The sequence below is a fragment of the Variovorax paradoxus genome (assembly GCF_029919115.1).
Lineage (GTDB): Bacteria > Pseudomonadota > Gammaproteobacteria > Burkholderiales > Burkholderiaceae_C > Variovorax > Variovorax paradoxus_O.
Genome location: NZ_CP123990.1, coordinates 5447351 through 5472408, shown reverse-complemented (window position 1 = coordinate 5472408; position 25058 = coordinate 5447351). Strand labels below are relative to the sequence as shown.

Below are 25058 nucleotides of genomic sequence, written 5' to 3'. Positions count from 1 at the left end.
AAGAGGCAAGGCGCTTTGGGTAAATCGCTATTTGCCACTTCCCGGTTGCAGCCCATGGAATACTGTATAAAAATACAGTTAACGATTGCATCATGGGCCTCCCTTTCCTCAACTCCTTTTCCGCCGCCGCAGGCCGTGGCGTCTGGCATGCCGACGAGCTTGGCCTGGCCGACGCGCAGGTCGTTGCCACCGGCCACGCCGCGCTCGACGCCGAGCTGCCGGGTGGCGGCTGGCCGGTGGGCGCGATGACGGAGTTGCTGCAAACCGCGCCAGAAGCCCATGTCTGGCGGCTGCTGCTGCCTGCCTTGGCTCAGGCAGTCCAGGCGCGTGGCGGGCCGGTGGTGCTGATCGGCGCGCCCTATGAACCCTGCGGGCCGTCGCTCGCGGCGCAGGGTCTGCCGGTGGAAGCGCTGATGTGGGTCCGGAGCGACGCGCCGGCTTCGCGGCTGTGGGCCTGCGAGCAGGCGCTGCGCTGTGCGGATGTGTCCGCGGTGCTCGCATGGCTGCCGCAGGCCCGGGTGGGCGAGTTGCGCCGGCTGCAACTGGCTGCAGCCCAGCATGACGTGCTGCTCTTCGTGTGCCGGCCCGAATCGGCCGCGCAGGGTGCTTCGCCGGCGCGGCTTCGGATTCAGGTGGAAAGCTGCGAGGCCGACAGCTCGCAGATCGAACTGCGCATTCTCAAGCGCCGCGGGCCGCCCTTGGCCGCGCCGGTGATGCTGCCCGCGCGCAACGAGCGCATGGCCGCATTGCTGGCGGCTGCCCGGGTGCGCCGCAAGCTGCGGCTGCAGCAGCAGGGCACGGCGCCGGCCGGCGAAGCGGCAACGTCCGCCACGGCGACGGTGGTGCGCATCGACGCATGGAAGGGAGGCCCCAGTGCACTGGATCGCATTGCGGTGGTCGCTTGAATCCGATTCGCCTGACGAAGCGCAGCCCCTGCCCACGCCCGAGGCGCTGGGATGGTGGGCGCTGCAATACACGCCGCACGTCGCCTGGCAAGACGAGGCGCTGATGCTCGAGGTTTCGGCCTGCGAGCGCCTGTGGGGTGGGCGCTCTTCGCTGATGCGCCAGCTGGCCCACGAGAATCCCGCGCCCGATGCCGTGATGCGCGGCGCGCAGGGCGCGACCAGCCTCATCGCACTGGCCCGGCTGCGCATGTTCGAACGCGGCGAAAGCCGGCCCAAGGATATTCCTGCCGGCTTGCCGCTGTACACGCTGAGCGCCGCGCGCGAGCACCTCGACCTGCTCGAACGCCTGGGCTGCCGCACCTGGGGCGACGTGGCAGCCTTGCCGCGCGGGGGCTTGACGCGGCGCTTTGGCGCGGCGTTGCGCGAGGCGCTCGACGTGGCATGGGGCCTGCGCCCCGAAAGCCACAGCTGGCTTACGCTGCCCGACGTGTTCGAACAGAAGCTGGAGCTGCCCGCACTGGCCGAAACCGCGCCCGAGCTGATGTGGTCGGCCAACCGCCTGCTCACGGCGCTGCAGTTCTGGCTGCGCGCCCGCCAGCGCGGTGCGCGCGCGCTCGAGCTGCAATGGACGCTCGACCTCAAGCGCTTCAACGGCGTGAACCTGCCGCCGCACCAGCAGGTCACCGTGCGCACGGCCGAGCCCACGCAGGACATGGCACATCTGCGCCGCCTGCTCTCCGAAAAGCTTGCCCTCACCACGCTTGCGGCGCCCGCAAGCTGGCTGCGCCTCCGCACGCTCGAAACCGATCCCTGGGCCGGTGCCAGCACCAGCTTTCTGCCCGAAGACAACCGCAAGGGCGACAAGCTGCACGAAATGGTCGAGCGGCTCAGCGTGCGGTTGGGTCCTCAGCAAGTGGTGGTGCCCGTGGCCCAGGCCGACCACCGGCCCGAGCGCAAGCAGGCGTGGCGGCCCGCGCTGCAGAAAGACAATGCGCTGCCGGGCACCCGCAAGGAAGCCAAGGAAACAGCAAAGGCGAAGGCCGCGGCTTCGCAGCCCGATGCGCTCTACCCCCCGTGGCTCTTGCCCGAGCCGTTGCTGCTCGAGATGGACGGCGAGCGCCCGTGCTACCGCGGCCCCCTCAGCAAGCTGATCGGGCCGCAGCGCGTCGAGGCCGGCTGGTGGGGCGGCAAGGAAGACGGCGGGCAGCCCGCCATGCGCGACTACTACGTGGCGGAAAGCCCCGAAGCCGGGCTGGTGTGGATCTTTCGCGAGCGGCTCTCCGCACGCTTTTCCCAGGGCGAAGTGCGGTGGTACCTGCAGGGGTTCTATGCCTGACCTGAGCGAAAAGCAGCTGCGCGGACGCAACTCCGCCAAGGTGCATGCGCTGCCGTTGCCCTTGCGCAAGAAGCCGCCGCCCACGCTGCCCGACTATGCCGAGCTGCACTGCCTGACCAACTTCAGCTTCCAGCGCGGCGCCTCGACGCCCGAGGAGATGGTCGAGCGCGCCTACCAGCTCGGCTACACGGCGCTGGCCATTACCGACGAGTGCTCGGTGGCCGGCATCGTGCGCGCGCACGTCTGCTTGCGCGATCTGCCGGCCAAATTGGAAGAACACGAGCGCGACCATCCTGACGAGCCGCCGCTTCCGCGCAACCCCGATTTCCGGCTGCTGTTCGGCAGCGAGTTCCGCTTCGAGCGCTTCAGGCTCGTGGTCATCGCCAACGACACCGAGGGCTGGGGCAACCTGTGCGAGTTCATCACCGCCGCGCGCAACACCGAGCTGCCCAAGGGCGAATACCGCGTGAGCTGGGACGAGAGCGATGTGGCTTCGCTGCAGCACTGCCAGGTTCTTTTTGTGCCGCACAGGGCGCCGGGCGGTGCCATGGACGTCGCCTCGCTGCATGAAGACCTGCTGGCCGCCAAGGCGCTCTATGGAGAAAACCTGTGGCTGGCGCTGGAAATGCTCAACGAGCTCGACGACGACCTGTGGTTTGTCACGCTGATGCAGGCGGGCGAGCACGTGGGCGTTCCGCTCGTGGCGGCCGGCGACGTGCACATGCATGCGCGCTCGGCCAAGCCGCTGCACGACGTGCTCACCGCCGTGCGCGAAGGCAAGACCGTGGCCGAATGCGGCTTTGCGCTGCAGTCGAATGCCGAGCGGCATCTGCGGCAGCGGGTGCGGCTGGCCGAGCTGTACCTGCCCGAAATGCTGTCGAACACGCTGGTGGTGGCCGAGCGATGCCGGTTCAATCCCAATGTGATCCGCGAGACCTACAAGTACCCGCTCGAAACCGTGGGCAACCACGAGACGCCCGTGCAGACGCTGGTGCGCAAGACCTGGGAAGGCGCGGCGGACCGCTTTCCGGGGGGCATTCCGAGCAAGGTGCGCGAGCAGGTCGAAAAGGAACTCGCGCTCATCGTCGAGCTGAAGTACGAGATGTTCTTTCTGACGGTGGAAGACATCGTGCGCTTTGCGCGCTCGAAGCACATCCTTTGCCAGGGGCGTGGTTCCTCGGCCAACTCGGTCGTCTGCTATTGCCTCGGCATTACCGCGGTCAACCCTGAAAAAGGCCACCTGCTGTTCGAGCGCTTCCTGAGCCGGCATCGCAACGAGCCGCCCGACATCGACGTCGACTTCGAGCACCAGCGGCGTGAAGAGGTCATCCAGTACATCTACGAAAAATACGGCCGCGAGCGCGCAGCCATTGCCGCTGTCGTCATCTGCTACCGCTCTCGCAGCGCCTTGCGCGATGTGGGCAAGGCCATCGGCATCGACGAGCGCCTGATCGACGAATTCGCAAAAGACCACTACTGGTTCGACGACACCGTGCTGGGCGAGCAATTGTTCAAGGCGGCTGCGCGCGTGGGCGTGGAAGAAGACGAACTCAAGCTGGTGCAATGGATCGAGATGACGCAGCGCCTCAAGGGCTTTCCGCGCCACCTGAGCCAGCACGTGGGCGGCTTTGTGCTCACGCACACCAAGCTCACGCGGCTGGTGCCGGTCGAAAAGGCATCGATGAAAGACCGCTCCGTCATCCAGTGGGAGAAGGACGACCTCGAAGCCATGGGCATGCTCAAGGTCGACGTGCTCGCGCTGGGCATGCTCAGCGCCATACGCCGCGGGCTCGACCACATGAACCGCTGGCGCGGCTCGATGGTGGAGATGCACCACGTTCCGAACAACGACGCAAAGGTGTTCGACATGATCTGCGACGCCGACACCGTCGGCGTGTTCCAGATCGAAAGCCGCGCGCAAATGTCGATGCTGCCGCGCCTGAAGCCGCGCTGCTATGAAGACCTGGTGATCGAGGTGGCCATCGTGCGGCCCGGGCCCATACAGGGCGGCATGGTGCATCCCTACCTCAAGCAGCGCGAGCGGTTGGCCAAGGGCTTGGCGATCCACTACGAGAAGGAAGAGCTGAAAGAAGCACTCGAGCGCACGCTGGGCGTGCCGATCTTCCAGGAGCAGGTGATGCAGATCGCCATGATCGCGGCCAAGTTCACCGCCGACGAGGCCGATCAATTGAGGCGCGCCATGGCCGCATGGAAGCGCAAGGGCGGCCTCGAAAAGTTCCACGAGAAGCTCGTGAAAGGCATGGTCGACAACGGCTACAAAGAGTCCTTCGCCGAGGCCATCTTCAAGCAGATCCTCGGGTTTGGCGACTACGGCTTTCCCGAAAGCCATGCCGCGAGCTTTGCGCTGCTGGTCACCGTGAGCAGCTGGCTCAAGAATTACGAGCCGGCCTGCTTTCTGGCGGCCTTGCTCGACTCGCAGCCCATGGGCTTCTACAGCCCCTCGCAGCTCGTGCAGGACGCGCGCCGGCATGGCGTGGAAGTGCGGCCGGTCGATGTCGCGTGCAGCGACATCGACACCACGCTCGAAGCCCGCAGCCCCGATGCACCGCGCATGCCGCCGGGCACCGATACGCGCTATGCCGATCGCCTCGGCAACGAGAACCAGCCCGCCGTGCGGCTCGGCCTGAACCGGGTGTCGAGCCTCAGCAAGGAGGGCGCCAAGCGCCTGCTCGCAGCGCGCGCGCAAGCGCCCTTCACCAGTACCGAAGACCTCGCCCTGCGCGCCGAGCTCGACGGCAAGGACATGGCTGCGCTGGCCGCCGCCGATGCGCTGATGTCGCTTTCGGGCCATCGGCGCCAGCAGGTGTGGGACGCCACCGCTCAGCGGCGCTCGCCGGCCTTGCTCAAGGGCGTGCCGATCAATGAACAGGTCCTGCAGCTGCCCGCGGCACCCGAGGGCGAGGAAATCGTCGGCGACTATGCCGCGCTCGGCCTCACGCTGCGGCGCCATCCGCTCGCGCTGCTGCGCCCGCGCTTGGCGCGCATGAAGCTCATGAGCGCCGAAGAACTGCGTGGCCTGCCCAGCGGCCAGACCGCGCGCGCCTGCGGCATCGTCAAGGGGCGGCAGCGCCCGGGCACGGCCAACGGCACCATCTTCGTCACGCTCGAGGACGAAACCGGCAATGTCAATGTCATCGTCTGGAGCCATGTCATCGAAGCCTGGCGCGAGCCGCTGCTCAAGTCGCACCTGCTGGCGGTGCAGGGCACCTGGCAACGCGATGACGACAGCGGCGGCAAGGTGCAGCACCTGGTTGCCACCGGCTTCAAGGACCTGACGCCGCTGATGGGGCGGCTGGCGCAGAGCAACACCAGCCGCGATTTTCATTGACGGCGCGGATGCAACCGATCGTTCCATGGCTCGCGCAACCGGCCACTTTTCGCTAACCTGCTTCTTCCATGTCCGCACTTGCACTTGATCCCGTCGTCGCCCTGCCGATCGGTCCGCCGCCGCCTGCGCCCGATGTGCCCATACCCATGCCGCCGCCACCGCAGCCCGGTCCGCCGCCTGAAGGAGACCCGCCGCCCGTGGAGCCGCCGTTCACCGACCCCGGCTTTCCGCCGCCGGTGATCGATCCGCCGCCGCCCATGCAGAAAACCGGCGAGGTGCCTTTCGGAAAGGCGCACGCGCGGCGGCTGCGCGAAATCTACCGTTCGGCCGGCTGGCCCTGCTGCGACACCATCGAGGTCGAGTTGCTGGCCGGCGGGTTTCTCGAGCGCGTTCGCACGCCGCACGGCCACGAAACCCTGCGCGTCACCGACGCCGGCATTGCCCGCATTGCCACCACGCTCACCATCAACCGCGCGGCGCTCTCGCCGCATGAGGCATTGGTCGAACGCGTGGCACGCGAAATGACGCGCGGCGGCCGCATCGCCTGGCGCGGCCTGGGCCTGCGTGCGCGCCTGCCGCCGCTCGAAGAGGGCGGCAAGCCGCGCTGGTGCATTGCAAAGCCCGATGTGTTTTCCATTCGCAATACCAGCGTCGAGGCCTATGCGCACCCCATCGTGCACGAGGTGAAGGTGAGCCGCGCCGACTTGCTGGGCGACCTGCGCAAGCCCGACAAGCGTGCCGCCTACCTCGACTTGGGTGGCGAGTGCTGGTACGTGCTGGGCAACGACGCGCGCGGCCGCCCGATTGCGTCTGCCGACGAAATTCCGCAGGAGTGCGGTGTGCTGGTGCTCGAAGGCGAACGGCTGGTGGTGGCGCGCGCCGCTGTGCACCGTGCGTTCGAGCGCATTCCGTTCGGCGTGTGGCTGGCGCTTGCAAAGGCGCAACCCATTGCGGGCTTCGATGACGATGCGCAGGACATGCTGGGCGACGATGCGCGTTGAGTGACGGCGGCCTGCACGGCCGCCGCGTTGCAACTCACTCGGCCTCAGGCCACCACTGTTCGGCCGTCGTGCGAATGATGCGCGCTGCTTGCAGGCGAATGTCCTTGCCGTCGCCGCGCTCCCTGTCGGAGACCACGCGAAACGGCCAGGTCGAGATGCGGCCCGCATGCGGGCGAAGCAGTGGGCGCCTTGGCGGCGAGAAAAACAGGATCCGCGCAGAAGGCGCTGGCGGGCTGGCGGTGGTCATGGTGTCGCCTCGAATGTTGCTCTGGGAGACGAGTAATTCTAGAGGAAACACTGTATGAACGTACAGTATATTTGCGCTGTCTCAAATGCTGAGAAGCGGGTGCGAGGCCCTCGGCATGTCGGGTCCGCTGCGCAGGTTGCGCTCGATGAATTCGCGGGCAAGGGCCTCCACGTTGGCCGGCGCCGGGGTGATGAAGGACATGCGGTATTTCAGCAGCCGGCCATTGCGCCCCGTGAGATAGGTGAACGAGTCATAGGTCTTCCGGCTCTGGGCGTGCAGCACGCGAAAGCTCACGCGCCGGAAGGCCTGTCCGTCGATCAATTCATCGCGCACCGGGCCGACCTCCACCTTGGCATAGACGCCTCTCGCGCCCGCAAGCCGGACCTCTTCCACGGCGGCCTTGAAGTGCTCGTCGAATTCCGGATCGGCGACGCCGGCGGCCCAGTCGCTGCGCTTCATGCCGTACACGTAGACGTCGACCCAGCCCACGTTGCTTTGGTACCGGTGGCTGACGCCCAGGCCGGGCTGCCCGGCCTCGTACGAGGTCGAGCGCACGTACTGCCATTGCACCGCACTGGCGGCCGGAGCCGAGGCGGCGGGAGGTTTCGCGGGCGGCGCGGTGCAGCCCGCGAGCAGGGCTGCGGCCATCAAGATCAAGGCAGGCCAGCGCTTCGTCATGAAAGGCCTGCCTGAAACGGGTGGCTGCCTCGGCCGTCAGTCCGGCCGGACTTCGAAATACGCTTCGTCGGCCTCGCCCAGCGCGCGAAAGCCCGCGGTCTTGGCGGCTTCGTAGGCCTTGGCCCAGTTTGCGGCCAGCGCGATCTCGTCTTTCGTCAACTCGTCGGCACTCGATTCGCTGGCGTTTTCGAAGGCCTTCAGCGCCTGCGTCACGCCGTCGCCCAGCAGCTTGTCGAGTTCGCGCCGAAAGCGCGACTCCGCCGCGGAAATGACTTCGGCCGGTGCATCGGGGAAGTCGATCAGGTTCACTGTGTAGCTCATGGGCCGGATGCTACGTGATGGCAACAGCCCCGTCCTCCGGTGGCGCTGTTGCCGCGCGTGTCAGGGGTGTGCCGCCAACTGTGTGCCCGCGCTCACGCCGCCGCTTGCAGCCATCGCCTCGGGCGGCATCGACGCCGCGGTTTCGGGCTGCGCTCTGATGGAGGCGCAGCGGCCGTAGGTGTCGTCGAAGCGCACGATGTCGTCCTCGCCCAGGTAGCTGCCGGTCTGCACCTCGATCACTTCGAGCATGGTCTTGCCCGGATTCTCGAGCCGGTGGATCGCGCCCGAGGGCAGGTAGATGGATTCGTTCTCCCGCACCAGGCTGACCTGGCCGTCGCATGTGGCCCTGGCCGTGCCGCGCACCACAATCCAATGCTCGGCGCGGTGGTGGTGCATTTGCAGCGACAGCTTGGCGCCCGGATTCACCGTGAGGCGCTTCACCTGGAAGCGGTCGCCGAAGTCGAGCCTGTCATAGGCGCCCCAGGGCCGCACCACGCGCCGGTGTTCGGTCGCCTCGGCCTGGCCTTGCTGCGCGAGCATGCGCACCACCTCGCCGACCTGCTCGGCGCAATCCGCCTTCGCCACCAGCACAGCGTCGGGCGTGTCCACGATGATCAGGTCTTCCGTGCCCAGGGCCACCACCGGCCGGTGCGGCGCATGAATGAAGGTATTGCGCGCACGCAGCGTCCTGGCCTGGCCGCTCAGGCGGTTGCCGGTGCCGTCTTCCGGATGCAGTGTGGCCACGGCGTTCCAGCTTCCCACATCGCTCCAGGCGCCTTCGAACTTCACCACGGCAATGTTCTGCTGCTTTTCGAGCACCGCATAGTCGATGCTGTCGCTGCGGCAAGCCTGGAAGGCCTCCGGGTCCAGGCGGTCGAAGCTGCCTTCGCTGGAAATACCGGCGGTCGCGCGCTGGCAGGCCAGAAGGATGTCGGGCGCATGCGCGTTCAAGGCGGAGATCAACGTACTCGCCTGCACCAGGAAGATGCCCGCGTTCCAGCTGTAGCCGCCGTGCAGGATCAGCGATTCGGCCACCGCCGCGGTCGGCTTTTCGACGAAGCGCACCACGGCCCGGCTGCAGCCGTCGGCCGACACTGCGCCGGCTTCGATGTAGCCATAAGCGGTGCTCGCGAAAGAGGGCATCACACCGAAGGTCACGATGTGCCCGGCCAACGCCGCGTCGACGCCGCGCCGTATCGTCTCGGCGAAAAGCGGCGTGTCGGGAATGTGGTGGTCGGAGGGGGCGAACAGAAGCAGGTCGTCCTTGCCGGCGAGCAGTGCCGCCGCGGCCATGGCTGCCGCGGTGTTGCGCGCCATCGGCTCGAGGATCTGCCGTCCGGTCGCGCCGGCTTTCTCGACAGCCTCGCGCACCAGGAAGCGGTGGTCTTCCGATGCAATGCAGGTGATGTTGCTGTTCAGGCTGCACAGGCGCTCCAGCGTCATCTGCAGCAGGCTCTTCTCGCCGATGAGCGGCGCAAACTGCTTGGGAAGCGTCTTGCGCGAGAGCGGCCACAAGCGCGTGCCGCTGCCTCCGCAAAGCACGACGGGGTGGATGGTGGGGGTGTTCATGGCCATGTCCTTTGCTCAGAGCTGCCCCGTGTTGGTGGCAAAGCTGACCGCCTGCGCACGCGAATGCACCTGCAGCTTCTTGTAGATGTTCTTGATGTGGGCGTTGACCGTCTGCCCCGAGATACCAAGCCTCATGCTGATCTCCTTCGACACGCAGCCGCGCGCCACGCAGCGAAGCACCTCGCGCTCGCGGGTCGTCAGTGTGACCTCGCGCTGCTGCGGCGCTTCTATCGGGGGCGGCTCGGCGGTGTGCTGGTTCATGCGCGTCAGCAGCCTGCGCGCCAGCTTGGGCGTAATGGCCGCGCCGCCGTTCACCACCTGCAGCACCGCCTGCGCAAAGCTCTGCAGCCAGGCATGCTTGAGCAGGTAGCCCGTGGCGCCAAGCTCGAAGGCGTGCATCACGTGGGCGTCGTCTTCCATGGCCGAGATCACGATGATTTCGCAATAGCGATGCAGCTTGCGTGCCTCGCGAATGAGCTCGAACCCCGAGCCGTCGCCTAGCCGCAGGTCGACCATCAGCACGTCGAATTCGTGAGTCGTCAGCAGGCGGCGTCCGTCGCGCACGCTGCCGGCTTGGGCCTCCAGCTGTATTCGCATGTCCGACAGCAACTCCTGCGCGATCACGCGGCGCATGAACTCGTCGTCGTCGACGAGCAGCACGCGAACCGGGGCATCTTCCTGCCCGGTCAGGAAATGCGGCCAAAGCGGTTCGGCCGGAGGACAGACGCCGGACGGATAAACCGTGCGGCGCTCGGACGCCCGAGCGGAATCAGGGGAGTCGGAAGAGTGAGGCGCGGTGTCGGACATGAAGATTCCTAATGAGTTTTCAGGGTTGGACGAGGTTTCACGTTCTTGAAAAAGTCATGGGCTGGATCCGGTGGGCGCGGGCACCGCGAGCGGCTCGGCCACGCAGCGCAGCAGCTCGCGCTCCAGGCGCTGCAGGATGGCGTTGCGGTCCAGCTCCGTTTCGGCGAACGAACGCGCCGCAGCGCCCATGGCCTCGCGCCGGGGGCGCGACACCGCCAGCTGCGCAATGGCATCGGCCAGGGCATCGGCATCGCCGGGGGCAACCACCATGCCGCGGCCGGAGACCACGTTGCTCAGTTCGGTGCCCGCATGGGCCGTCACAATCACCGCCTTGCCGCTTGCGAGCATGCCGGCCAGCTTCGAAGGCATCACCAGGTCGGCGGCATCGGCGCGCTGCGGCAGCACGTGGATGTCTGCCATGCCGAGCAACTCGTTGAGCCTTTCGGCGGGTTGCAGGTCCATGAAGTGCACTCGGGGCAGGCTTGCGCAGGCGGCCATCAGCGGCTCGCGGCTCGGGCCGTTGCCGCAAAAGACGAAGTGGATGTGCGCGGCCGCAACCAGGCGTTGCGCCGCATCGGCCAGCAGCTCGATGCCCTGCTTGGCACCCAGGCTGCCCGCATAGAGCACCACCACGTCGTCCGCCGGAATGCCGAGCATGCTGCGGTATCCGTTGGCGGGCTCACCCGTTCCCGATGCGGTGGCGGGCTGCGGAAAGATCGCACGCGCATCCACCCAGTTGGGCAGCAGCACGAGCCGGCTCTCGTCGATGCCCTTGTCCCTGGCTTTGTCGAGCATGGCGGCCGATATGGTCGACACCCGGCTGAACTGGCCGAGCAGCCAGCGCTCAAGCGCGAACGCAAAGCGCCGCGCGCGCGCGCCGCGCACCAGGCCCATGCCAAAGGCGGCGTCCACTTCATAGTCCTGGATGTGAAGCCACGACTTGATGCCGAGCATCCGCGAGAAGAAGAGCACGGAAGGCGCGCAGAAGAGCGGCGGCTCCACGACAAAGACCAGGTCCGGCTTCCAGCGGATCTGCGCAAAGAGCAGGGGCATGCTCGACGCCATGAACGAGAAGAGGTGCGCAATGCGCGCCAGTGCCCGCGGCCGTGCGGGCACCCAGGTGGGCGCGCGCCACACCGTGATGCCGTTCCAGTCGGTCTTGCGGTAGGCCCAGGCCGAATACCCTTCGAACGGCGCCCAATGCGGAAAGAAGGGCGGCGATGCAATCACGCGCACGTCATGGCCCTGTGCATGCAGCCACTGCGCCATCTCGCCCGAGTATTTGCCGATGCCGACCAGCTCGGGCGTGAAGTTCATCGAATAGAGAAGAATTTTCACGATGCCCTTTCCAAGGAGCCGCGGACCAGCCGCACGATCGGATAGAAGCCGAACAGCGCGCGCATCCGAACTTCATAGAGAAGAAAGTCGGAGACGAAGGCGATGAAGAAAACGTAGTGCGGCTTGCCCGGAAAAACCGCGACCACCACGCCGTAGGACACGAGGCGCAGCACCACCTCGAGCAGCGCCCAGCCGCCCAGCGCGGGCACCGGGCTCTTGAGCGCGAGCAGCATCTCGTGGTGGATCGTGTAGGTGCGCAGCAGGAAATACGGCGCAATGCAAAGAAAGATCTCCAGCGCCTCATGCCCGACCTTCAGCACAGGCGCGGCCGCCGTGATCAGCGCGCCAAGGCAGGCAAAGAGCACGCAGCCCAGAAGGAACGATTGCTTTGCCAGCTGCAGCGTCGACGCATCGAGCTTGCCGGCCTCGGCGCCCAGCATGGCGCGCGTCTTTGTGTAGAGAAACGCCTGCACGAACTGCGACGGTGCCTCCGCCAGCAAGAAGGCGACCTTGAACGCACCCACGTATCCGAGCGGCATGAAGAAGGCGACCACCAGCAGGTCGGACTTGCGAAGCAGGAACATCAGCAGCGAATACACCGTGGCTGCGCCCTGCGACTGGAGGCGCAGCGCAGGCCGGCCGGCGGGCGGGCCCGCTGCCCAGCCTGTGCGCATGCTGGCGGCACCCACGAGCAAGAAGGCCATCAGGTTGATGAGCAGCAGGTGCCACGCGTCCAGGTCGAAGCCCACCACTGCAAGGGCTGCAATGCCCAGCACCAGAATGGTCGAGCGAACACCCGTCTCCAGGTTGAGCAGCCCGGCGTAGCCCAGTCCACGGCTGTACGAAAGACGCAGGCTGATGAAAGAGAAGACCGCCAGCGTGGCCACGATCAGCGCAAAGGGCGGGCCGGCCACGGGCAGGTGCTGGATCTTCAGGATGAGGGCGGCCAGCAGCGCAGCCAGCGGAATGCCGATGGCCAGCGTGCGCAGCACGTCGCCCCGGCGCACGCCCGGCGGCACGCTGGCCGCTTCGCGCGAGAACAGGAGCGGGCTCCCCAGCGTGCCAACGACCAGCGCCGCCTCCAGCACCGACTGGTAGATCGAGTATTCGCCGAACTCCGCGGGCGAGACATACGCCGCCATCAGGAACACGGCCAGGAAGCCCGACAGGTACGCATAGAGCCGCGAAGCCAGCGCACCCAGCCCGCGGATCTGCACGGCGCGAAGGCCGGGCAGGGTGAAGGAGCGGTCGAGGGGGTTCATGGCGTGTGCCTGATGCGTGCGGGGTTTCATTTCGGGGCGGATGCGCCCGCAAAGCGGCCCGCGCCCATGGCCCGCTGCGCGAGCAGGCCGCGGCCGAAGGCCCAGTTCTTGGCCCGGCGTGCGGCCCGCAGCGCAAACGTGAGTGCGGCGGCGGTGCGCACGCGGCCATGCAGCACATGCGCCATGGCCGTCTTTGCGCCGCCCTGGAAGTGCAGCGCCATCACGCTCACCAACTCGCCGGCCGGCGTTACCAGGCTGGGCTGCCCGTCCACATACACGATGCGCTTGGCGCCGCCACGCTCCTGGAATTCGTTCACCAGCAGGTTGTGCCCACCGTTGATGTTGTGGTCGATCACCCGCCCGCCGAACACGCGGTTGATCGGGTCTGCATTGCCGCTTGCCTGGGCCCAGAGGTGGAGCAGGGTCATGTCCGACACGCCGCCGCGCACGCCCTTGGCCGCGAAACGCGCTGCAATGGCGCGCAGCTTTCTGCGGCCCGCGGGCGTGGCGTAGGTGTTCAGCACAAAGGCGATGAAGCGCTGCAGGCCCATTGCGGTCCAGTAGCTCACGTGCGGAGATATCTGGCACGGGTCCCAGCCATCGCGCGGGCGCACGTAAGAGCCTGAAAAATCCGCCTTGCCGGCCACGCGGCGGATGTGCGCGCCGACGCCCCGGAACAGCAGCACGTCGCTGTCGATCAGCACGAACTCGCGGCACTCCGGATGCGCCTTGAGATGTTCGGCCAGCAGGAAGTAGCGCCGGAAGCAGATCTTCTCGAACTCCGCCGGGTTGCTCGACAGGTGCACATAGTGGCTGCACAGGCGTTCGTAGTCGCGGCCGGCGTCGGTGCCGGCCAGCACGACGAGGTGCTCTTCGGCCCGGGCCGCGGACTCGCGGCAAAGCAGCAGGGTCTTGTTCTGGCGGTCTTCCACCACGATGAATGCGAGAGCGTTGGTCATGGGTTGTGGACGAGTGGCGTGGGTAATGGGTGCGTGGCAATCGGGCGGTCAGGGGCGCGGCGCGGTGGCGCTGCGCACAAGCGCGACGTGGGAGGGCAGAAAGCGGAAGTCCGCATCCAGCGGGAGATCGAGCGTGAACAGCCCGCCCCGGGCTTTTGCGTCGGCAATCCAGTCGCGCACCTGCGCGGCCGTGAAGCGCGGCGGCGTGGTCTGGGCCCAAGAGGCACCGAGCGGGGTGAGCACATGAAAGGTCAGGCCCGCACCCGGCGCCGCCAAGGCGGCCGAAGGTGCCGGCGGCTGCAGGAGTTCGCCGGCCATGAGGTTCTGGCAAGGCGCGCTCTTCGCGCCGAAGCGCTGCGGGCCCTCGCCGGCATTGAAGGCGAGCCACCGCTTGGGGGCGCCTGTGCGCGCGGCGGCGCACAGGCCGTTCCAGTCGTCCGGCGACATGCCCTGGGTGTTGTAGACGCCGTCGAACCACCAGCCCTTGGCAAGCGGCCCGTAGTGCTCCGACCATTCGCGGATCACCGCGGTCCATCCGGCAATGAAGCGCGCGGGCGGCGGCTTCTGCTCCGAAACGTCGCCCAGGCAATCCATCAGGTAGGCGTCGTCCTGCGGCGCGCGGAAGGGCAGGTACAGCACCAGTGCAATGCCGCGGCGTTGCAGGGCGCGGCCGATTTCCATCGGCAGGTCGCGCGGCGGCCGGTTCTCCAGGCTGCCGGGGCACAGCAGCTCGAGCGCGGCATTGGGCGCAATGAACTGGCCGTTGTTCTGGCCGAGCGTCAGGATGAGATAGGTGGCCCGCATGCGGGCGAGGGACGCGGCAAGCGCGTCGGCATCGAAGCGCGCCACATCGGCAATCGATTGCTTGTCGGGCAGGTAATGCACCATCACGCCGAAGCCCGACGCCTCGGGCGCAGCCCCTGCAGCCGATGCCCCGCAGGCCGCGCACAGCAGCCATGCCGGGAGAAGCCCCCGAAGGGCGGCTGCAAGCCGTGTCATTGCATGGCCCCCGCGAGCGAAACGGCTTCATGTTTCAGCGTGAGGTAGCGCCTGGCCACGGTGCCCGGTGCACAGGCCTCGGCAAGCGGCCACGCCGGCTGCTTGGACCGGTGCTCGGCCAGGTAGCGCGACAGCCCTGCAAGATCGCAAGACTCGTTGCCGACGAAGAAGGCGTAATCGCCGAACAGCTCGCGGTGCACCGGAATGTCCGAGAGTAGAAGCGGCACGCCCAGCGTGGCCGCCTCGGCGGCCGAGAGGTTGAAGCCCTCGAAGGCAGACAGCGAGATGAACGCCGCCGCGCCGCAATACAGCTGCGTCAGCTCCTTGCGCGACACCAGCCCCCGGTGGCGCACGCAGCTGCGGATGGCTGGGTCCATGCGGGCCACCATCCTTTTCACGTCGGCCGCACCGTTGCCGGTCACGTCAAGCCAGTCGACCAGGCCCTCGCGCTTCATGCGTTCGAACAGCTTCAGCGTGCCGTCGAAGTTCTTGTGCGGGTAGTAGTGGTAAGAGGCAATGAGATAGCGCTCGCCGATGGCTGCCGAGCGCGCCGGCTTGACCGGGCCCGGAGGCGCGGGGGAACGCGTGGCGTCCACCGGATTGAAGATGACGGTCGGGCGCTCGCAGCGGCCGAAGTAGCGCTCGAAGTCTTGCTGGCTGCTTCTGCTGATGAACACCACGTCGGCCGCGCTGCGCGCCACGCGCCGCAGGCACCAGTCGAGCCACATGCGCTTGGTGCGGCTGAAATACTGCGGGTAGGCCTTGTACTGCAGGTCATGGACCACCACGATCGAATCGCGGTGGCGCCCGAAAAGCGTGAAGGGCAGGAAGTAGTTGGGGAACAGCGAGAACACCGCCTCGCCGGACGCGAGCGCCCGCAGCCGGTGATAGTTGTAGAGCAGTATCTCCAGCAGAAAGCGGCTGATCTTCAGGCGCTGCGCCGCGGCGTAGATGCGCGGATGCTGTTCGCTGACCGGCTGGATGTGGTCGCCCTTGCACATGCGCATCCGGCGCAGCAGAAGATCGGACACGTTCAGCACGCCGCCCGCTCCCGTGTTGAGGCTGATCGTGTCGTAGAAGAGGTATTTGTACATGGTGAAACCTCACGTCGTGCCGTGCGCGTACGTAGCCGCCCTTGTGCGCGGCTGGCGAAAGCGCGAACTCAGCAGCCCGGCAAAAACCGCCGCGATCAGCCCCGAGGCCGCGAAGGGGCCCCATCCGAGAATCGGCCCGCGCATGAAGGGCACGTATGCGGCCAGCAGCACCAGCGTGCAGAGGTAGGTGCTGGAAAGCGCCGCATGCGGCTGGGCCACCTTGTCGAGCACGCGAAACAGGGCCGAGACCGCGAGGCCAAGCAGGACCGGGCCCGCCAGGCCGAAGTCGAAGTACGCCGTGGTGAAAGGCGGCAGCGAGAGATTGCTTTGCGAGAAGTTGCCCAGCACGGCCGGCCATCCGAGCGGATCGAACTCCGGAAACATCTTCAAATCGCGCGGCAGCATGAAGGAGAAGGCCGAGAGCAGGTAGCGGCCCAGGCCGAGATCGGGTTCCGGCGCACGCTCCAGCAACCCGGCCACGATGTACATGGCGTCGAAGTCCTGGCTGTACGGAAAGGTGGTGAGCGTCTCGCCCCAGAAGCTCCCGCGCGACACCAGGTTGAGCACCGGACCGAGGCCCGCAATGGCGCCGAAGATCAGCATCGACAGCAGCCAGCGGCGCTTCACGCCGAGCGCGTAGATGAAGAGCGGCAGCAGGCCGATCAGCAGGATCTGCCGCGGCGTGTTGACCGGGTAGGCCGCAATGCCGGCCAGCACCAGCGCAAACCCCGCCGCGCACCACGACCAGATCGTCCGGCGGCGGTAGGCGTGGATTGCCAGCGCCACGAAGCACATCAGCACAATGAGCTTCGGCAGCGTCGAATAGACGATGAAATCGACCGGCAGGTTTTGCGCCCCCTCGTCCGGCAAGCCACGCGCAATGAAGTTCAGGTCGGGGCGGATGAACAGCGACGCGAACGCCGCGACCGTGCCGCTCAACAGCAGCAGCACGGGGTGCGCGACGCCTGCAATCTGCGTTTCGGGCACTCCGCGCCCACGCGCAAAAGCGGGCGGCATCGCCTCATGCATGCCGAACCGCGCCGCCTCCACACCGGCCATGTAGAGCAGCAGCAGCGTGATGGCTTGCTTGTGCGCCTCGCCGCCGATCACGCCCGTGTCCCAGAACGAGACGTCGGCCGCGATCTGCATGGCCGGCGCCACCGAGAAGTAGGTGAGCACGGCCGTGTAGTGAATCAGCAGGAAGATGCTCTTTCCCGCGGCGCCGAGCATTGCCAGCTGCACCAGCGCGAGCACGCCCACCGCCGCGTAGCCCCACGCCGGATCCACCTGGGCGCATGCGAACGCAGCCGCAATGCCGAACCAGAAGCAGAGTGTTCTCATGACAGGGCCTTGTGAGGTTGGCGGTGTGGAGTGTTCGGCTCAGGCGTGGGCGATCTCTTGAACCGGGCGGATCGCCTCCTGGTAGGCCGCGTAGGTGCGGCGCAGGCCGTCTTCGAGCGGCACCGTGGCGTGCCACCCGATGGCGGCCGCGCACGACACGTCGAGCAGCTTTCTGGGGGCGCCGTCGGGCTGCGAGGTGTCGAAGCGGATCCGGCCGCGGTAGCCGACGACGTCGCCGATCAATGCCGCCAGCTCGCCGATCGACAGGTCTATGCCCGTGCCGAGATTGATGTGCGCGCACATGGGCGTGGTGTGCTGCTCGTAGCTGTCGCGCGTCATGTCCATGACCGCAATGCAGCCGTCGGCCATGTCGTCGACGTAGAGGAACTCGCGCCGCGCGCAGCCGGTGCCCCAGATCACCACTTCGGGGGCGTTCTCGGTCTTGGCAAGGTGAAAGCGCCTGATGAGGGCCGGCACCACATGGCTGTTCTGCGCGTGGTAGTTGTCGCCGGGCCCATACAGGTTGGTGGGCATCACGCTGCGGTAGTCGATGCCGTGGGAGGCGCCGTACTGCCGGTTGTAGCTTTCACACAGCTTGATGCCTGCAATCTTGGCGATTGCATAGGGTTCGTTCGTCGGCTCGAGCTTAGCTTTCACACAGCTTGATGCCTGCAATCTTGGCGATTGCATAGGGTTCGTTCGTCGGCTCGAGCTTGCCGCTGAGCAGCGCATCTTCGTGGATGGGCTGCTCGGCAAGCCGCGGGTAGATGCAGCTCGAGCCGAGGAACAGGAGACGCCTGACGTTCGCAAGGAACGCCTGGTGCGTGACATTGGCGGCGATCAGGAGGTTCTGGTAGATGAACTCCGCCGGGTAAGTCATGTTGGCGTGGATGCCGCCGACCCTTGCCGCCGCGAGATACACCTGGTCGATGTGCTCCGAGGCGAAGAACCGGCGGACTGCCTCCTGGTCGAGAAGGTCCAGCTCCTCCCGGCCGCGCGTGACGACCTCGTGCCCGAGGCCGCGCAGCCGCTTCATGAGCGACTGGCCCACCATGCCGCGATGACCAGCAACGTATATACGCATATGTTCTTTCGGTTGAAGGTTGAGGGTTGAAATAGCGGAAGGAAGGCGCGCCCGGGCTCTAGCCGGAACCCTTTGCGCCTGCGACCACCAGGAAGGTCTTCAGCAAGATGGCGATGTCCTGGCGCAGGGACAGCGTGGCGACGTAGTCCGCGTCCATGGCGGCCCGGCGCCGGTAGCTCACCTCGCTGCGCCCGCTCACCTGCCACAGGCCGGTGATGCCGGGCCTCACCGAGCAGTAGTGGCCCCAGTAAGGTCCGTACAGGTCTTTCTGCGAAAACATGCAAGGGCGTGGGCCGACCATGCTCATGTCGCCCTTGAGCACGTTCCAGAACTGCGGCAGTTCGTCCAGGCTGTACTTGCGCAGGAACGCGCCGAAGGGCGTGATGCGCGGGTCCTTGTCCAGCTTCTGGTACTTGGCCCATTGCTGGCGCGCTTCTTCGTTCTCGCGCAGGTGGCGCGCCAGCACGGCGTCGGCGTCGGACACCATCGAGCGGAACTTGTAGAAGCTGAACACGCGCCCGTCGCGGCCGTAGCGCGGCTGCTTGTAGATCGCAGGGCTGCCGGAGGTCAGCAGCACGCCAAGCCAGACGAGCGCATATACCCACCCCAAAAACAGGAAGAAGCAGCTCGCCATCGCGATGTCTGCGCCACGTTTGGTGGCCATCAGCAATCGCGAATTGCCCGCCCAGTGGACGGGAGCATTCGATGGCAATGTGTTCACGCTGTCGCTCCCTCCGCCGCGGCTGAGGCTGCCACCGGCGTTGCGGGGCGGGGCAGTTCAGGCGGTGCGGCCGGGTAGTCGTGTGCGCGCAGGCGGTAGGCGCCATAGCGGTAGGCAAGGCTGCCGTAGTAGCGGCGGCGCGGGTCCACCGCATTGAGCACCACGCCCTGGAAGCGCGCACCGGCGTGCCGCAGCTGCTTCATGCTTTCGGTAAGGTCGCCGACCTCGTTGTCGCCGGCGCGCGCAACCATGAGAAGGGTGCCCATGCAGGTCGCCATCTCGGCCGTCTCGGAGGCGAGCAGCGTGGGCGGCGTGTCGACAATCACCACGTCGTAGCGCGTCGAGACCTTTTCGAGCAAGCGGGCGAACGCGTCGCTCGTGAGAAGCCCCGTCGGGTCGGCCGGCAAGGCGCCGGTCGTCATGACGTCGAGATGCGGCAGCACGCCCTTGTGGATGGCACCGTCGAGCTCGACCGCGCCCTGGATCAGCTCGGAGAGCCCGCCGGTGCGCTTCAGCCCGAAGCGGGGCGCCACGCTGCTGCGGCGCAAGTCGGCGTCGATCAGCAGCACGCACCGGCCGCTCGAGGCAAGCACGGCCGCCAGGTTGGAAGACACGAAGGTCTTGCCCGCGCCGGGCGTGGCGCTCGAAATCATGATGCGGTTGTTCAGCGCGCGCGGCATCGCAAACTTGAGCGCGGTGCGCAGCCGCCGGAGGCCTTCCAGAGACGGGTCGTCCGGATGGGCTGCCGCCAGCAGGTGCACGCCCGGCTTGCCCTGCAGAACGGCGCGGTCGAGGTGGCGCTGCCGGTCGCTCAGCGTGACGGTGCTGTACACGTCCAGGCCGGTGTGGGTTTCGATCTCGGCCGGGCCGGCAATGGTGTTGCGCCACGACCTGCGCATGAAGGTCGACGCCGCACCCAGGAACAGGCCCGCCAGCAGCGCAAGCGCCAGGGTGATCGAGGCCTTGGGCCTGATCTGCTTTTCAGGCGTCAGTGCCTGGTCGAGCACGCGCACGTTGCCGATGCGGCCTTCCTTCGCGAGCCGCATCTGCAGCGAGCTGTTGAGCAGCGAAACGTACAGGTCGGTGTTGACCTTGATGTCCCTCTGCATGCGCAGCGAGTCCTGCTGCATCATCGGCATGCGGCGGATGCGCTGGTCCACGCCGCCGAGCGCCTTCTTCAAGGAAGCGATCTGCGCGTCGATGGTCATCACGCTCGGGTCCCTGGCGGTGAAGCGCTCGGTGAGCTCGAGCCGCTTCTGGGTTGCGTCGAAGAGCTTTGTCTGCAGGTCGATGTTCTGCGACAGCGCGTTGCGGGCCTCGTCGTCGAGGCTGATCGTTCCGTTGCGGTTGCGGTACTGGTTGTAGGCCTCTTCGGAATCTTCGAGCTGCTGCTTGAGCTTGGGCAGCTCGCTGCCCAGGAAGTTGAGCGCGCGCTGCGCCTGCGCGGTCTTCTGGTCGATGTTCACGCGCACATAAAGCCGCGCGACTTCATTGAGCAGGTTGGCCAGCTGCGTTCGGTTGTCGGTTTGCCAGCTCACGTCCATCACGGACGACTGCTTGCCTTTCTCGATCACTCGCAGGTCTTTCTGCAGCTCGAGCAGGGTGAGCTGCTTCGATTGCCGCACGAGCGAGAAGGCAGCGCCCGGCCGTCCCACGACCGAGCCCACCAGCAGGTGCACCGGGCCGAGCGGGGTTTCGGCGTCGAGCGGCGTGCCCACGGTGCCTTCAAGCGGCGTATCCAGCTTGGGGTGGGTCAGCGTGTAGGCGCCGTTCTCGCCCGCGGTCAGCTGGAAGCGCGTGCCCTCCAGGTCGGTGGGCACATCCATCTGCGCAACCACGATCTGCTCGGTGCCGCTCACGTAGCCCGACAGGCCGGCAAAGCCGGGTTCCGAAAGCGTCTTCGCGCGGCGCGCCAGCCAGTGGCCCACGATGGGCACATAGAGCGGCTCGGCCTCGATGTAGAGCTTGGTGTTCTCGATGGCCTGCCCGAGCACGAGGCGCGACTTCAGGATCTCGGCCTCGCCCGCCGTGGGCGTCTTGGCGTTCAGCGCGCTGCTCGCGGAGTCGCCCACCAGCGTGCCGCCGGAGCGCTCGGGGTCTTCGACCTGGATGAGCACGTTGGCCTCGTACACGCGGGGGCCGAACATCGCATAGGCCCCGCCGATCAGCAGCGCCACGGCGGTGATCTTCGCGATCTTCCATCGGTTGTCGATCAACAGGTCGATGTGCTCCCGCAGCCTTGAAGGAGGCTGCTCGGAGGCCGGTGCCGCGTCGGACGGGGCGGTAACCACGGGTTGCCAGTGCGCGTTCATGAGATCACCTTTTTGGGTTGCCTGGACGGGGAGGGAGGGTTCAGCGGCGGCTGGCCGTGCCGCCGAGGTTCACGACTTGCGCGGCGGGAAGAATCAGGCTGATGACCCGGTTCCAACGCACCAGCGGCACGGGATCGATGTAGACCACGTCGCGCGGCCGCAGCTCGAAGCGATCGGCAAGGGCCAGTGCCACGGGGTTCTTCGCGTCCAGGTGGTACACCTCGGGCACGTCGCCGCGCGAGTTGCGCACCACGTAGATCTGGCCCGGCGAAGAGGTCAGCAGGTCGGGGCCTCCCGCGTCGCCCAGGGCCTCGTTCAGGCTCAGGCGGCCGTTGCGCATCAGGAGGGCCGACGGGTTGCGGATCTCGCCCATCACGTACACGCGGCTGTCCTCGCGGGTGCCCACGTTCACGATGTCGCCGTTCTGCAGCGGGATGCGGCTTGCATCGAAGCCGTAGCGCTGCAGCAGCGGCAGGTCGATGGTCATGGTGCGTTCGCCGCGCGTGAGGGTCACGCGCGAGCGGTCGGCGGCGGTGGTAACGCTGCCGGCGCGGTTGATCGCCTCCGCAAGCGTCATCGGCACGTCGGTGAAGATCTGCAGGCCCGGGGTGCGAACCTCGCCTTCGACGTACACGCGGCGGCTGCGGAACGACTGGATCCGCACGCTCACCAGCGGGTCTTTCACGAAGGGAGAAATCTTCCGCGTGATGAAGTCGGAGGCGGCGCTCTCCGTCATGCCCTCGATCTTTGTGCGCCCGATGTACGGAAACGTGATCTCGCCCGCGCCGTCGACGATGAAGCCGGGGGCCACGCTCACGCCTGTCGGGTCCGACTGCTGCGAGATGACCGCGCCCGCGTTGGGCATGAGTTCCGGGTGCCGGTACACCACGATGCCGATCACGTCGCCCGGTGCGATGGTGTAGGCGGGGGCCTTCCCGAAGAGCTGCCGCACGTCGGCCGGAACGCCTTGCGGCTCTTGGGCGGCGCGTGTGCGGATCAGCTCGGGCGTGATCGGGACGATCTTGGGTTCGCCCTCTGCGCGAGACGCGCTCCAGCCGCCGCTGTCAGGGTTGCTGAAGCCTGGAATCCCGCAGCCGCCCAGGCACAGCGGCAGCACGAGCGCGGCCACCGTGCCCATGCGGCGTCGGATGCGCGCGCTGGCAGAGGCTTGGACGGACGCGCACGCAACGGTTGCACTGCGCGGGGAACTGGCTGAGTCGGGGTGTGCCATGGGATGGTCCTTTGCTCGTGGGGGATCCTGGAAGTCCTGAAACCGGGTCACTGCGGCACGTAGGCGCCGCGCAGGGGGAGCTCTGCGGCGAGCGGGGCGGGGCTGGTGGTACGGCGCTCCGCGCCCGCACCGAAGGCGCATGCGACCACCCAGTCGCCGACCGACTGCAGAAACAGCTGCTGCCCTTTTGCGGTACAGAAGGTGTGGTCGAGCTCGCGCATGAACTCGTACTGGAGGGCTTGCGCGAACGGCTCGCGGCGGAACGGGCCGAGCTGGTCGCGGTCGCGGTCGGAAACGTGCAGCGAGCCCGAATACAGCAGCTGCACCGCCACCTTGCGTTCGACCAGGCGCTTCATGGCCGCGCCGAACCACACGGCGTTCACTTCTGCCGGCTTTCTCTCGGTGAAGAAGCCTGGCAGCGCCTTTGTCGAATGGCTGCGCAGAAAATGCCGCTGGAGCCAGCGCTTGGCCTTGCCCGCGAACGCCGGGTGCGCGGGCGCCGCAATGGCACGCCGCACCGTGCGCTCCCAGCGGGAGCGCCGTTCCGGAAAAGCGAATCCGTCGAAGAGCGAAACGGCCACCACGCGCGGGTCTGCCTCGGCCACCGACATGGCGTGTTCCACGCCCGAGCACATGGCCACGATCACGAACTGCCGGATGCCCTGCGTCTTTTCGAGCAGGTCCATGCCCGCCTGCAGGTCGTGCAGAGCGCGGGTGTGCAGGTCGCTCGAGAAGTCGGACGCGTCGCTGTCGCCCACGCCGCCAAGGTCGAAGCGCAGGCTGCTCACCCCCCGCTCGGCCAGCACATGCGCCAGCTTGACGTTGATGCGGCGCGGCCCCACGCGGTGGTTGGCGCCCATGTTGAACATCAGGCATGCGGCGGTAGCCGGCACCTGGTGTGCGGGGTTGGTGACGGTGCCGACCAGCGCGTTTCCGGGGCCGAACCGGACCGGGGTTTGGGTCATGTCATTCATGAAGGGCACCCTGCAGGCGGTGGAGCGCATCGGCCGGAACCATGGCGCTGTTGGGGTAAGGGTCGGAGGTCCAGTCGAGCCGGTGCTGAAAGTAGGCAAGGCGCACCGGCATGTAGCGCGACTGCTGCTCGGCCGCCCACTGCGCCGTCTGCTCGTCGTCGGGGCCTGTGAGCACCAGCGTCTCGTGCAGGGCCGTGAGCGGGAGCGATTCGGGCGTGAGCGCGGCCAGCTGCGTGCGCAGCGTTGGCGAAAGCGATGTGCCCAGCGCTTCCTCGGGCATGGCGCCGGGCTCGCGCGAAAGGCTCCGGCGCCAGGCCAGGTCTGGAATGCAGAAGGTCGTGTCGATGGCCGCCACATGCTCTTCACGCAGCAGGCGCGCATAGCGGCGTCCGTCGATCACCGGCTCCCACAACACCAGGCGCGCCGGATCGCAGCGCCCGTTGCGTGCGGCCAGCACGGCAAGGGTGGCGCCGAGCCGCGCGCCCACCCACACGATGCGGCTTGCCGGTGCCCGCCGGCGCAGTTCTTCATGTGCCGTGCACAGGTCGCGCCGCCAGCCCTCGAGCTCGCCGTCGTCCTCGTCGCCCGGTGAATCGCCGGTGCCATAGAAGTCGAAACGCAAGGTCGCAATGCCCGCACGCGCCAGGCGCTCGGACAGCACCTTGAAGAAGCGGTGCGTGCGCATGCCTTCCTGCCCGAAAGGCGGACAGATGAGCACTGCGGTGTTTCCGGGCTGCGCGTCTTCGGCAGCGTGAAACAGCCCGAAGATCTGACGCGATGCGGGCCCGAACAGGAATGGATAGGGAGTCGTCATGCAAAGCTCTCCGTTGCGCCGCGCGGCGCGCTGACGCGGGTGTGGGTCTGCCGCCACTCGGCGATCGATCCCACGCTGTCGATGCGCGAAGGCGCGGACTGCAGCACAAGCCACAAGATCCGGCCGGCCACGGGCACCTCGACGCTGCGGCAGTCCGCCGCCAAGCCCACTTCGAAGCGGTCCGGCGGCACGATCAGTCCCAGGCCGATCGCCTTGAGGCAGGCCTCCTTGCGGGTCCAGCAGGTGAGAAAGGCCTGGTCGCGCTCGTGGGCGGGCAGGGCGCGCAGTGCTTCGTTCTCCAGCCGCGTGAAATGCGTTGCGGCAAGCGCCAGTGCATCGGGCACGGCGCGCAGCTGTTCCACGTCCACGCCCAGCGGGCCGCGCTCGCCGATGGCAATCAGGCCCAGCCCCTGGCTGTGGCTCAGCGAGAAATGAACCCGCGGCCAGCCCAGCAGCGAAGGCTTGCCGAACGCGCTATGGGTAAAGCGCAGCGCGTCGGCGCGCTGGCCGGTCTGCTCGGCCAATGCGTAGCGCAGTGCTGCATGCGCAGCCACGAAGCGCTGCCGATCGACAGCGAAGCGAAACTGCCCGGCGCGCGTGCGTTCATCCTTCGACAGGATCAGTGCCGCCCCGGGACCGGCGCAGTCGTCCAGGTCGAGATACCGGCAAACCGGCGCGTCGACGGAAGAAAGGTTGAAGGCCGCGTGTCCCATGGT

At 67.2% G+C, this 25058-nt stretch carries 21 protein-coding genes and 1 pseudogene; 4 read left to right on the top strand and 18 right to left on the bottom strand.

Annotated features, from left to right (window positions below):
• Positions 1–92 precede the first annotated feature (92 nt).
• From imuA to QHG62_RS26100, 4 genes are all read left to right on the top strand, one after another.
• Positions 93–905, top strand: coding sequence for a translesion DNA synthesis-associated protein ImuA (imuA, locus tag QHG62_RS26115; protein WP_281148491.1), 813 nt, complete (start codon positions 93–95; stop codon positions 903–905).
• Positions 874–2241 (top strand): Y-family DNA polymerase, encoded by a 1368-nt coding sequence (locus tag QHG62_RS26110; RefSeq protein WP_281148490.1) that lies wholly within the window; start codon positions 874–876, stop codon positions 2239–2241. Before imuA ends, QHG62_RS26110 begins: the two co-directional genes overlap by 32 nt.
• Positions 2234–5590: an error-prone DNA polymerase gene (locus QHG62_RS26105; protein WP_281148489.1), complete on the top strand. Its 3357-nt coding sequence runs from the start codon at positions 2234–2236 to the stop codon at positions 5588–5590. Before QHG62_RS26110 ends, QHG62_RS26105 begins: the two co-directional genes overlap by 8 nt.
• A 68-nt stretch (positions 5591–5658) precedes the next feature.
• Complete coding sequence (locus tag QHG62_RS26100; protein WP_281148488.1) at positions 5659–6591, top strand: hypothetical protein; 933 nt, start codon at positions 5659–5661, stop codon at positions 6589–6591.
• 34 nt (positions 6592–6625) lie between these two features.
• Here QHG62_RS26100 and QHG62_RS26095 read toward each other — a convergent pair whose 3' ends face one another.
• The 18 genes and pseudogenes from QHG62_RS26095 to QHG62_RS26010 form a co-directional block, all read right to left on the bottom strand.
• Positions 6626–6838: a hypothetical protein gene (locus QHG62_RS26095; RefSeq protein WP_281148487.1), complete on the bottom strand. Its 213-nt coding sequence runs from the start codon at positions 6836–6838 to the stop codon at positions 6626–6628.
• Between the two features lie 81 nt (positions 6839–6919).
• On the bottom strand, positions 6920–7516 hold the full coding sequence (locus QHG62_RS26090; protein WP_281148486.1) for a hypothetical protein: 597 nt from the start codon (positions 7514–7516) through the stop codon (positions 6920–6922).
• Positions 7517–7552: 36 nt separating this feature from the next.
• Positions 7553–7837 carry a hypothetical protein gene (locus QHG62_RS26085; protein WP_281148485.1) on the bottom strand — a complete coding sequence of 95 codons (285 nt, stop codon included), beginning with the start codon at positions 7835–7837 and terminating at the stop codon, positions 7553–7555.
• Positions 7838–7897: 60 nt separating this feature from the next.
• Complete coding sequence (locus QHG62_RS26080; RefSeq protein WP_281148484.1) at positions 7898–9406, bottom strand: mannose-1-phosphate guanylyltransferase/mannose-6-phosphate isomerase; 1509 nt, start codon at positions 9404–9406, stop codon at positions 7898–7900.
• 15 nt (positions 9407–9421) lie between these two features.
• Entirely contained in the window at positions 9422–10213 is a 792-nt protein-coding gene (locus QHG62_RS26075) for a LuxR C-terminal-related transcriptional regulator (protein WP_281148483.1), read from the bottom strand.
• A gap of 54 nt (positions 10214–10267) precedes the next feature.
• Entirely contained in the window at positions 10268–11551 is a 1284-nt protein-coding gene (locus QHG62_RS26070) for a glycosyltransferase WbuB (protein ID WP_281148482.1), read from the bottom strand.
• Positions 11548–12813 carry an oligosaccharide flippase family protein gene (locus QHG62_RS26065; RefSeq protein WP_281148481.1) on the bottom strand — a complete coding sequence of 422 codons (1266 nt, stop codon included), beginning with the start codon at positions 12811–12813 and terminating at the stop codon, positions 11548–11550. The genes QHG62_RS26070 and QHG62_RS26065 overlap by 4 nt, the downstream gene beginning before the upstream one ends.
• A gap of 26 nt (positions 12814–12839) precedes the next feature.
• Positions 12840–13772, bottom strand: a complete 933-nt coding sequence (locus QHG62_RS26060) for a hypothetical protein (protein ID WP_281148480.1) — start codon at positions 13770–13772, stop codon at positions 12840–12842.
• Between the two features lie 48 nt (positions 13773–13820).
• Complete coding sequence (locus tag QHG62_RS26055; RefSeq protein WP_281148479.1) at positions 13821–14771, bottom strand: hypothetical protein; 951 nt, start codon at positions 14769–14771, stop codon at positions 13821–13823.
• Entirely contained in the window at positions 14768–15865 is a 1098-nt protein-coding gene (locus QHG62_RS26050; protein WP_281148478.1) for a glycosyltransferase, read from the bottom strand. Before QHG62_RS26050 ends, QHG62_RS26055 begins: the two co-directional genes overlap by 4 nt.
• A gap of 9 nt (positions 15866–15874) precedes the next feature.
• Positions 15875–17206 (bottom strand): hypothetical protein, encoded by a 1332-nt coding sequence (locus QHG62_RS26045; protein ID WP_281148477.1) that lies wholly within the window; start codon positions 17204–17206, stop codon positions 15875–15877.
• A 39-nt stretch (positions 17207–17245) separates the two neighbouring features.
• Positions 17246–18290, bottom strand: a pseudogene (locus tag QHG62_RS26040) (GDP-L-fucose synthase family protein).
• Between the two features lie 58 nt (positions 18291–18348).
• Positions 18349–18954: a sugar transferase gene (locus QHG62_RS26035; protein WP_281148476.1), complete on the bottom strand. Its 606-nt coding sequence runs from the start codon at positions 18952–18954 to the stop codon at positions 18349–18351.
• Positions 18955–19007: 53 nt separating this feature from the next.
• Positions 19008–21323 carry a polysaccharide biosynthesis tyrosine autokinase gene (locus QHG62_RS26030; RefSeq protein ID WP_281148475.1) on the bottom strand — a complete coding sequence of 772 codons (2316 nt, stop codon included), beginning with the start codon at positions 21321–21323 and terminating at the stop codon, positions 19008–19010.
• Positions 21324–21363: 40 nt separating this feature from the next.
• The gene (locus QHG62_RS26025; protein ID WP_281148474.1) at positions 21364–22554 is read right to left on the bottom strand and encodes a polysaccharide biosynthesis/export family protein; all 1191 of its coding nucleotides are present in this window, start codon (positions 22552–22554) and stop codon (positions 21364–21366) included.
• 47 nt (positions 22555–22601) lie between these two features.
• On the bottom strand, positions 22602–23528 hold the full coding sequence (locus QHG62_RS26020) for a hypothetical protein (protein ID WP_281148473.1): 927 nt from the start codon (positions 23526–23528) through the stop codon (positions 22602–22604).
• Complete coding sequence (locus tag QHG62_RS26015; RefSeq protein ID WP_281148472.1) at positions 23521–24342, bottom strand: alpha/beta fold hydrolase; 822 nt, start codon at positions 24340–24342, stop codon at positions 23521–23523. Before QHG62_RS26015 ends, QHG62_RS26020 begins: the two co-directional genes overlap by 8 nt.
• Entirely contained in the window at positions 24339–25055 is a 717-nt protein-coding gene (locus QHG62_RS26010) for a 4'-phosphopantetheinyl transferase family protein (RefSeq protein WP_281148471.1), read from the bottom strand. Before QHG62_RS26010 ends, QHG62_RS26015 begins: the two co-directional genes overlap by 4 nt.
• Positions 25056–25058 lie beyond the last annotated feature (3 nt).

What these genes read in the sequence shown, in the direction of transcription:
- imuA (WP_281148491.1), top strand. Translation starts at nt 93, where the DNA reads ATGGGCCTCCCTTTCCTCAACTCCTTTTCCGCCGCCGCAGGCCGTGGC.
- QHG62_RS26105 (WP_281148489.1), top strand. Translation starts at nt 2,234, where the DNA reads ATGCCTGACCTGAGCGAAAAGCAGCTGCGCGGACGCAACTCCGCCAAG.
- QHG62_RS26100 (WP_281148488.1), top strand. Translation starts at nt 5,659, where the DNA reads ATGTCCGCACTTGCACTTGATCCCGTCGTCGCCCTGCCGATCGGTCCG.
- QHG62_RS26095 (WP_281148487.1), bottom strand. Translation starts at nt 6,838, where the DNA reads ATGACCACCGCCAGCCCGCCAGCGCCTTCTGCGCGGATCCTGTTTTTC.
- QHG62_RS26090 (WP_281148486.1), bottom strand. Translation starts at nt 7,516, where the DNA reads ATGACGAAGCGCTGGCCTGCCTTGATCTTGATGGCCGCAGCCCTGCTC.
- QHG62_RS26085 (WP_281148485.1), bottom strand. Translation starts at nt 7,837, where the DNA reads ATGAGCTACACAGTGAACCTGATCGACTTCCCCGATGCACCGGCCGAA.
- QHG62_RS26080 (WP_281148484.1), bottom strand. Translation starts at nt 9,406, where the DNA reads ATGAACACCCCCACCATCCACCCCGTCGTGCTTTGCGGAGGCAGCGGC.
- QHG62_RS26075 (WP_281148483.1), bottom strand. Translation starts at nt 10,213, where the DNA reads ATGTCCGACACCGCGCCTCACTCTTCCGACTCCCCTGATTCCGCTCGG.
- QHG62_RS26065 (WP_281148481.1), bottom strand. Translation starts at nt 12,813, where the DNA reads ATGAACCCCCTCGACCGCTCCTTCACCCTGCCCGGCCTTCGCGCCGTG.
- QHG62_RS26060 (WP_281148480.1), bottom strand. Translation starts at nt 13,772, where the DNA reads ATGACCAACGCTCTCGCATTCATCGTGGTGGAAGACCGCCAGAACAAG.
- QHG62_RS26055 (WP_281148479.1), bottom strand. Translation starts at nt 14,771, where the DNA reads ATGACACGGCTTGCAGCCGCCCTTCGGGGGCTTCTCCCGGCATGGCTG.
- QHG62_RS26050 (WP_281148478.1), bottom strand. Translation starts at nt 15,865, where the DNA reads ATGTACAAATACCTCTTCTACGACACGATCAGCCTCAACACGGGAGCG.
- QHG62_RS26045 (WP_281148477.1), bottom strand. Translation starts at nt 17,206, where the DNA reads ATGAGAACACTCTGCTTCTGGTTCGGCATTGCGGCTGCGTTCGCATGC.
- QHG62_RS26035 (WP_281148476.1), bottom strand. Translation starts at nt 18,954, where the DNA reads ATGGCCACCAAACGTGGCGCAGACATCGCGATGGCGAGCTGCTTCTTC.
- QHG62_RS26030 (WP_281148475.1), bottom strand. Translation starts at nt 21,323, where the DNA reads ATGAACGCGCACTGGCAACCCGTGGTTACCGCCCCGTCCGACGCGGCA.
- QHG62_RS26025 (WP_281148474.1), bottom strand. Translation starts at nt 22,554, where the DNA reads ATGGCACACCCCGACTCAGCCAGTTCCCCGCGCAGTGCAACCGTTGCG.
- QHG62_RS26020 (WP_281148473.1), bottom strand. Translation starts at nt 23,528, where the DNA reads ATGAATGACATGACCCAAACCCCGGTCCGGTTCGGCCCCGGAAACGCG.
- QHG62_RS26015 (WP_281148472.1), bottom strand. Translation starts at nt 24,342, where the DNA reads ATGACGACTCCCTATCCATTCCTGTTCGGGCCCGCATCGCGTCAGATC.
- QHG62_RS26010 (WP_281148471.1), bottom strand. Translation starts at nt 25,055, where the DNA reads ATGGGACACGCGGCCTTCAACCTTTCTTCCGTCGACGCGCCGGTTTGC.